This window comes from Candidatus Laterigemmans baculatus, assembly GCF_010367455.1.
Classification (GTDB): Bacteria; Planctomycetota; Planctomycetia; order Pirellulales; family Pirellulaceae; genus Laterigemmans; species Laterigemmans baculatus.
Window position 1 is genome coordinate 1 of sequence record NZ_WRPR01000001.1, and the last position, 7,777, is coordinate 7,777.

The following is a 7,777-nucleotide window of genomic DNA, read 5'->3' on the forward strand; positions in this document are numbered from 1 at the left end:
AAGCGGCCGGCTACGGCCCCCTCACCCTAGCCCTCTCCCCCACGGCTTGGCTGCGGAACTTTCGTTCGCAGCCAAGCCGCGGGGGAGAGGGGACCGGAAAACTGCGCGGCCCTCCCGGGGGGAGGGTGTCGTCCCAGGTTTTCTGACAGGGTCTACTGGGGTGGTTGGTCGGTGGTGGGTTCGGCGAGGGCGAACACGGCGGTGCGGATGGCTTCGGCCATCGCTTCGATCGACTGCGCCGCGTCGACGATCAGCGTCCGCTGGCTCGCTCGCGGCAGCTGCTTGCGAAAGCCTTCGCGAACTGCCGTCAGGTACTCCACGCCGCGCGCTTCCATGCGGTCGGCCGGCCGGTCGAGGCGGGAGAGGGCCACGTCGGCGGGCAGGTCGAGCAAGACGGTCAGATCGGGCCGGACCCCGGAGATCGCCACTTCGCCGAGCTGCCATAACAGCTCGGCCGCTTCGCCTCCCCCGGCACTCTGGTAGACGACGTTGGCCAGCAGATACCGGTCGGAGACGACGATCTGGCCCGCGGCAAGCGCCGGGCGAATCCGCTCTTCGACCAACTGGCTGCGGGCGGCCATGTAGAGCAGGGCTTCACAGCGGCGGTGCATCTCCAGGTCCGAATCGAGCACCAGCGCCCGAATCGCTTCGCCAGCCGCCGTGCTGCCCGGGTCACGAACCGAAACGACGTCGCGACCGGCGGCTTGCAAGGCCTCGACCAGCCGCGTGATCTGCGTCGATTTCCCAGCACCGTCGATTCCGTCGAAGGCAATGAACACGGTGCGGGGACCCTTTTCTCTTCTACTCGCGGAACAGTTCTTCCAGATCGTTCCCGCCGGTGCTGAAGGCATCGCGGCCGACCAGTGAACGATGATCGTAGTCGATCACCTTCCAGCCGGAAGGCGTCTTCTGCAGATGCAGCAGCAGCCGCCGCACGACCTTTTGGTTCTGCACCGGGCCCCGCTTCTGGCTGACCACCACGTTGGCATTCAGATCGACCACGGCCTCGAGCGGGTCGGTTTCCTCCAGCACGCGAATTCTGCGGAAACTGGCAATCCGGGCCTGCGAGAACTCGTATCGCGGCAGCTCCGCCCGGGCCCGCTGGAGCACCTCGGTTTGATCCGGGTGGATCGCCCGATACGCATCCTCAAAACGATTCGCCTCGACATCCGCGGCGAGGCGCGCGAGCCACGTGCGAAGCTCTTCTTCCTCGGTCACGATCGCCCCGGCCACGACCCACACCACGGGGATCAGCAGCCCCAGAACGCCGGCTGCGACGAAGAGGCTCCGCTGTCCGCTCCGTGTCCAAGCGTAGAACATCGCCATGGCCAGCAAACCGAGCAGCACTGAGAGTAACAGCGGCCGCTCGGCGAACAATTCAACCATGACTCGAAGCTCCGAAGCGAAGTCGCTACTTGCGGATCAGCAGAGGTCCGCCGTAGCGGGCGGTCGCACCGAGGCCTTCCTCGATGCGGAGCAGCTGATTGTACTTGGCCATCCGGTCGCTGCGGCTGGCCGAGCCGGTCTTGATCTGGCCAGTCGAGAGCGCGACGGCCAAATCGGCGATCGTCGCGTCTTCGGTTTCCCCACTGCGGTGACTGGTCACGCTCGTGAAACCGTTCCGCGCGGCCAGCTGGATCGCTTCGATCGTCTCGGTGAGCGTCCCGATCTGGTTGACCTTGATCAAGATGCTGTTGGCGATTCCCTCGTCGATCCCCCGCTGCAACCGCTCGGTGTTGGTCACGAACAAGTCGTCGCCGACCAACTGCACGCGGTCGCCGAGCTTCAGCGTCAGCTTCTTCCAGGTCTCCCAATCGTCCTCGCTGCAACCGTCTTCGATCGAGCAGATCGGATACTTGTCGCACCACGAGGCGAGGAAGTCGACCAGCTGATCGCCGCTCAGCTGATTGCCGTCGATCGCGTAGGTCTTCTTCGAGGCGTCGTAGAGCTCGGTCGAAGCGACGTCGAGCGCGATCCAGACCTGCTCACCCGGCTTGTAACCGGCCGCTTCGATCGCCTGCATGATCAAGTCGAGCGCTTCCTGGTTGCTCCCCAAGTCGGGAGCAAATCCTCCCTCGTCGCCGACCGCCGTGTTGAGCTGCTTGGAGCTCAAGACCTTTTTCAAGTTGTGGAAGATCTCGGTTCCCGCCCGCAGCGCGTCGGAGAAGGTTTCGAACCCGAGCGGCATCACCATGAATTCTTGGACGTCGACCGAGTTATCGGCGTGCTCGCCCCCATTGATAATGTTCATCATCGGGGCCGGCAGCAGGTGGGCTCCGGCGCCCCCCAGGTAGCGATACAGCGGCTGGGCGGTGTAGTTCGCAGCCGCTTTGGCGACGGCCAGCGAGACGCCGAGGATCGCGTTCGAGCCGAGCGCCTTTTTGTTGGGGGTCCCGTCCAGTTCGATCATCGCTGCATCGATGCCACGCTGGTCGAGCGCGCTCATCCCGAGCAGCGTGTCGGCGATCTTCGAATTGACATTCTCGACCGCTTGGGAAACTCCCTTGCCCATGTACTTCGACTTGTCGCCGTCGCGCAGCTCCCACGCCTCGTGGGCGCCGGTGCTGGCCCCACTCGGCACCGCCGCGCGTCCGGTGCTGCCGTCGTCGAGGATCACCTCGCACTCGACGGTGGGATTGCCGCGGCTGTCGAAGATTTGGCGGGCGTGGACCGATTCGATCAAACTCATCGTCTTGGGTTTTCCGCTGAAGGAAAGGAAACGGAGTGGTGGAGTATTTTTGCGGGCATTGTGCCAATGGGCGGCGATCGAGTCCAGGCAGCCCGCCGCATTGTGCGTTTGGCGGGCTGGGCGTACAGTTCATACCATGTTCACCGGATTGATCGAAACGATGGGGAGCGTCGTCGAGCGGGTCGACGTCGCACCGGGCGCGAGGCTGACGATCGAAGCCGGAATCGTCGCCAGCGACGCGGAGCTCGGCGACAGCATCGCCGTCAACGGTTGCTGTCTCACCGTCGTCCATCGGGCTGAGAGCCGCTTGACGTTCGAGGCGGGCGAAGAGACGCTCTCGCGGACGAACCTGGGCCGGCTGCAGACCGGCAGCCCGGTGAACCTTGAACGCTCCCTTCGCGCCGGCGATCGGCTCGGCGGTCACTACGTCACCGGGCACGTCGATGCCAGCGGGCAACTGCTGCGGCGAATCGACGACCCGCCCTGGGCCCGGCTCTGGTTCACCGTCCCGGCGGCGCTGACGGGCCAACTCGCCTCGAAGGGGAGCGTCACGGTTGACGGCGTCAGCCTGACCCTCGTCGACGTCACCGACAATTCGTTCAGCGTCGCGCTGATTCCCCATACCCTTTCGGTCACCACCTTGGGCCAACTCCGCGAGGGCGACCCGGTGAACATCGAAACCGACGTGCTCGCCAAGTACGTCGAGCGACAACTCCAGGCTCAGCTCGCATGGAAAACCGACAAACCATCAGCTACGTCGCCAACCGTTTGAAAGCGGCGGGGCTCCGTCCCGTCAATCGGTTTGGACAGAACTTTCTGGTCGACTTGAACCTGATCGAACTGATCGCTCGCTCGGCCGACCTCGGTCCCCGCGACGTGGTCCTGGAAGTGGGCACCGGCACCGGATCGCTGACCGCCAAAATGGCCAAGCGGGCCGCCCAAGTCGTCACGGTCGAAATCGACGAGAACCTCGCCGAGCTCGCGCGCCAAGAGTTCGCGACGCTGCCGAACGTCACGCTCCTGCAGACCGACGCGCTGAAGAACAAAAACACCCTCCACCCCGAGGTCGTGCGGGTCGTGCAGGAGAAGCTGGCCGCGGCGGGCCCGCAAGCGCGACTCAAGCTGGTCGCGAACCTGCCCTACAACGTGGCCACGCCGATCATCAGCAACATCCTGCTCTTCGATCCGGTCCCCGAGCGGATCGTGGTCACGATTCAGCGGGAGTTGGCCGAGCGGATCATCGCCGCTCCGTCGACCAAGGATTACAGCGCGCTGTCGATCTGGGTCCAGACGCTGGCCCACCCGCGAATCGTCCGCGTATTGCCACCCTCGGTCTTCTGGCCGCGTCCCAAAGTCCACTCGGCGATCCTCCAGATCGATCCGAGCGACGAACTCCGCCGCCGAGTCCACGATCTCGACTTCTACCACCGCACCGTGCGGGCGCTCTACTTTCACCGCCGCAAATTCTTGCGGAGCGTCGTCGTTAGCGCCATGAAGGAGCGGCTCGACAAAGCGACCGTCGACCAGCTGCTCGACGAGCTCGGCATGGGGGCGACGACGCGGGCCGAGGAGTTGAGCGTCGAGCAGACGATCGAGTTGATCGAGCGCCTGCGGCAGGCCACGGCTGCTTGAGGGGCCCCCATTTTCTTGAGGGGCTCCCGTTTTCTTGCGGGGCCCCATTTTCTTGACAGGCTCCCGCGCCGCTCCGATACTCAGCGTCCGGCTGCCTCAGCCACAGCCTGGCGGCCCGATCTCTTCTGGAGCTTAACGACGTGCCAAGATCGATTCTCGACGCAGTTCGCGCCGGTCACTGGGACTTCGAGCCGCGACCCTGTTCCCAGATCACCTTCAAGCCCACCGAAGCGCTGCCGGGATCGCACGAGAAGCTCGAGATCCTCTGTGAGCGAGTCCGCAGCGGTTTGCCGCTCTGGCACCCGGAAGATCGCCGCTACTATGCTTCCCGTTGATCGATGGGCCCGTTGATCGATGGGCCCGTTAATTGATGAGCCCGTTGATTGATGGGCCCTCTGATTCATAGGCCCGTTAATTCGCATGATTGTTGCGGGCGGATTTGCCGATAAAAGGCGAAGTAACAGGGACCCGGGGGATTGAGCCCCGGGCGTTCATGGAAGAACACCCGCTGGACTGCCCATCATGCACGCAATGCATAGCGAGATCTGCCACAATCTCGAAGCTCACGCCGTTCGCAATCGACTCGATTCGATGCTCGACCAAATCCGCGCCGATTACGCGGACATGGTCAACGATCTCGAAAGCGATTGGCGAGGCGACACGCTGCACATCTCCTTCAAAGCCTATGGCTTCGAAATCGCCTCCGATTTCCGGGTCGGTCCCGAACGGATCGAGTGGGACGGCCACGTGCCTCCGCGGGCGACCCTGTTCCGCAGCAAAATTCAGCGGACGATCGATGGCAAGCTGAGCGAATCGCTGCGGTAGCTCAGTCGCCCCCTAGCGACGCTCGCCGACGATCCGCAACCGCTCACCGTCCCGCTCGGCCCGCAGCCCGAGCGGCCCCACGGCGCGTTCAATCAATTCGTCGAGCGTCGCTTGCTCGACCTCGAGATCGATCCGCTGGGTGAGCGGCGCGGCGGCTTCGGGAGCGATCTCCAGCTGCCAACCGACCGAACGACACAGCGACTCGAGAAACGCATCGGCCGGCTTGTTGACCAAGCGGAGCGAGTATCGCTTGAGGCCGTCAACCTCCCGGTTTTGCGGATCGCCTCCAGAGTGACTCGCTGCGGCGCGCATCTCTCTGGCACGCGCTGAGTCGGGCGGTTGCGAACCGGTGCCAGTCGAGACCAGCAGCGACTCGAGCATCGCGTGGGCCTTGGCCGGACCGCTCAGCAACCAGCGGTCTCCTTGCTTGCGCAATTGTCCACCCACGGCAGGCGACGTTAAGCGGCTCCGCAGCTGGGGCGGTAGCGTTTGTCCCGGGTACTCGCGGGCGACTCGCGTCTGCGGCCCCAGCGGCTCGGCGGTGACTCGCCGCGTCACCGGGTCGAGTTCCAGCGACAGGTCGAAGCCGACGCCGATCAGCCCCAGGGCCGTTGTGACGCGGACTTCACCCAGATCGACTGCCGGCCACAGATCGTGCGGAAGAGACACCGAGTCGATGCGGAGATCCCACTGCTCGGCGACGGTCTGGAGAGCCTCGCTGGGAGTGGTCAGCATCGGCCAGCGGACGGCGCGAGTTTGGGTCAGCGTGTCGTCGGGGCGATCCTCTCTCCCGGAGGCGACCAAGCTGTCCCACGCGGCCATCATTTCTGTCGCTGCCAGTTCGGGAGCCGGAGCGGGGCCGAGCAGCACCACTTCGTCGGCCACAGCGACTTCGAGTTGGTGCTCCGCGGCGAGCTGGTCGAGGACGGCTCCCGCGGTCGGACCATAGTTCTCGCTGAGCAGCGGCAGCGCGGGGTCGACGCGGCGGTCTCGCCAAACGCGGAGCCCGGTTCGTTCCCGGATCCCGGCGAGCGTTTCCTCAAGCGTCTTGCCTTCGGCGAAGATCCGCAGCGACGTCTCGCGGGGGGCCGCCACCGGGCGTGGGAAATCGGCTGCGGTCGCCGCTGAACTCGCCGGCGACGCCGAGAACGCGGGGGCTGCCCCCGGCATGGCGCTCCACACGGCGACAAGCGCTGCAGCGGCCATCAGCGTCCGGAACTCTCCGGTCATCCTGCGCTCCCGAATCAGTTCTGCGTGGGTTGGCGGGTGGTCCATCGCTGCAGTATGGACCAGTCGAAGCGGAGCCGGAATACGCAATCGCCCCGGTGGATCGGGAGACGAAATCGTTTGAGAACTGGGGAGTCGGCGGGTAGACTCACGCGTATCGACCTTTGCTTGCCCCGAACCGACGGCCGCATAGGATGCAGCAACCGACACGGCTGTCGGCCCCCGCGATAAAGCGGTCCGTGTGTCTCGCCCCCCGAGGTTCCCTCCCGTGACCGCCCCGGTCCTCCGCACCGCTCGATTGGTCACCGCCTACCGGCGTTATCTGACCACCGCCGACTCGCCCCGCTTTGCTGCTGAAGTGGGCCGCTACTACGCGACGGCCACGCTGGGACGTCTGCTCAACTGTGGCAGCGTCGAGCTCCGCCGCGCTGCCTCGCTTGCTCTCGGCGTGCTCGGCGACCACGACTCGATCGAGCCGCTCGGACGCCGGCTGGCCGACGCCGATCGCGGCGTCCGTTTGGCTGCCGACGATTCCTTCCGGGCGTTACTGATTCGCGACGCGGCGCCGACGCACCAGCACCAGTTGCTTCAGGTCATGCACCTGAACGACGGAGGCGAGTTTGCGGCCGCCTTGGCCCCCGCTCTGATCCTCAGCGACCAAGCTCCACTGTATGCCGAAGCCCATCACCAGTTGGCGCTCTGCTGGCACGGACTGGACGATCTGGTCGCTGCCGAAGACGCGTACCGCGCCTGCCTTTGGCGGTGCCGTTTCCACTACCAAGCCTGGATCGGTCTGGCCCACTGTCGCTTGCACCGGCCGCACGAAGCCGATCGCGACTTGATCGGTGGACTCGCCGCACTCCGCCGAGCCCTGTCGATCTGCCCGGACCTGGAAGCGGCTCGTCTGGAAGCGCGAACGCTCGAGCGGGTGGTCGACGACTTCCCGTTCGACGAAGGGTTTGACCCCGACCGCTTCGAGAGTGAGGACTGAGCGTCGTGCTGTGGAACTACGTGGGGGGGGATTACGTGCGGTGGGATGACTTGATCGTGGGCGGCTTGGCGATTGGATTGGCTGCCGCGGCGACCGCTTCGGCGGCGGGCCTGATGACCTCTCCCTATCGGCTGGCCAGCGTTCGCAGCATCCAACAGCGGTACGGAGAACCGGCGGCGCGCGTCTTCTTCGTCATGCTTGCAGCGCTGATGCTCCTCACCGGAACCGCGATTCTCAGCGGCTTGCGGCCAAGCTATAGCGGCCTGCCGCGGTCGACCTCCGACGCGGCCGAGTGAGCCTAGGCTCCGTCAGAAAATCCTGAGCCGACGGCGCTAGCCGCGGGTGAGCCGACGGCGCTAGCCGCGGGTGAGCCGACGGCGCTAGCCGCGGGTGAGCCGACGGCGCTAGCCGCG

General features: G+C 65.4%; 10 protein-coding genes. 6 read left to right on the top strand and 4 right to left on the bottom strand.

Features of this window, described 5'->3' with window-relative positions:
* Positions 1-152: 152 nt before the first annotated feature.
* The 3 genes from tmk to eno are packed head-to-tail and all read right to left on the bottom strand — an operon-like array spanning position 153 to position 2,689.
* Complete coding sequence (tmk, locus tag GNK13_RS00005; RefSeq protein WP_203328852.1) at positions 153-779, bottom strand: dTMP kinase; 627 nt, start codon at positions 777-779, stop codon at positions 153-155.
* 22 nt (positions 780-801) lie between these two features.
* Positions 802-1,386: a hypothetical protein gene (locus GNK13_RS00010; protein ID WP_164100377.1), complete on the bottom strand. Its 585-nt coding sequence runs from the start codon at positions 1,384-1,386 to the stop codon at positions 802-804.
* 25 nt (positions 1,387-1,411) lie between these two features.
* Positions 1,412-2,689, bottom strand: coding sequence for a phosphopyruvate hydratase (eno, locus tag GNK13_RS00015; RefSeq protein WP_164100378.1), 1,278 nt, complete (start codon positions 2,687-2,689; stop codon positions 1,412-1,414).
* A gap of 136 nt (positions 2,690-2,825) precedes the next feature.
* Between eno and GNK13_RS00020 the strand changes: the two genes are divergently transcribed.
* The 4 genes from GNK13_RS00020 to GNK13_RS00035 all read left to right on the top strand — a co-directional run bounded on the left by GNK13_RS00020 (position 2,826) and on the right by GNK13_RS00035 (position 5,146).
* Positions 2,826-3,461: a riboflavin synthase gene (locus tag GNK13_RS00020; protein WP_164100379.1), complete on the top strand. Its 636-nt coding sequence runs from the start codon at positions 2,826-2,828 to the stop codon at positions 3,459-3,461.
* The gene (gene rsmA, locus GNK13_RS00025) at positions 3,419-4,321 is read left to right on the top strand and encodes a 16S rRNA (adenine(1518)-N(6)/adenine(1519)-N(6))-dimethyltransferase RsmA (protein ID WP_164100380.1); all 903 of its coding nucleotides are present in this window, start codon (positions 3,419-3,421) and stop codon (positions 4,319-4,321) included. The genes GNK13_RS00020 and rsmA overlap by 43 nt, the downstream gene beginning before the upstream one ends.
* A 140-nt stretch (positions 4,322-4,461) precedes the next feature.
* On the top strand, positions 4,462-4,656 hold the full coding sequence (locus tag GNK13_RS00030) for a hypothetical protein (RefSeq protein WP_203328853.1): 195 nt from the start codon (positions 4,462-4,464) through the stop codon (positions 4,654-4,656).
* 187 nt (positions 4,657-4,843) lie between these two features.
* Complete coding sequence (locus GNK13_RS00035) at positions 4,844-5,146, top strand: polyhydroxyalkanoic acid system family protein (RefSeq protein WP_164100381.1); 303 nt, start codon at positions 4,844-4,846, stop codon at positions 5,144-5,146.
* Between the two features lie 12 nt (positions 5,147-5,158).
* Here the strand turns inward: GNK13_RS00035 and GNK13_RS00040 are convergent, their stop codons facing one another.
* Positions 5,159-6,376 (bottom strand): hypothetical protein, encoded by a 1,218-nt coding sequence (locus GNK13_RS00040; RefSeq protein WP_164100382.1) that lies wholly within the window; start codon positions 6,374-6,376, stop codon positions 5,159-5,161.
* 265 nt (positions 6,377-6,641) lie between these two features.
* Here GNK13_RS00040 and GNK13_RS00045 point away from each other — a divergent pair, with 265 nt between their 5' ends.
* Both GNK13_RS00045 and GNK13_RS00050 read left to right on the top strand, forming a co-directional pair.
* On the top strand, positions 6,642-7,364 hold the full coding sequence (locus tag GNK13_RS00045; protein ID WP_235934683.1) for a HEAT repeat domain-containing protein: 723 nt from the start codon (positions 6,642-6,644) through the stop codon (positions 7,362-7,364).
* Positions 7,365-7,369: 5 nt separating this feature from the next.
* Positions 7,370-7,660: a hypothetical protein gene (locus GNK13_RS00050; protein ID WP_164100383.1), complete on the top strand. Its 291-nt coding sequence runs from the start codon at positions 7,370-7,372 to the stop codon at positions 7,658-7,660.
* Positions 7,661-7,777: the final 117 nt, after the last annotated feature.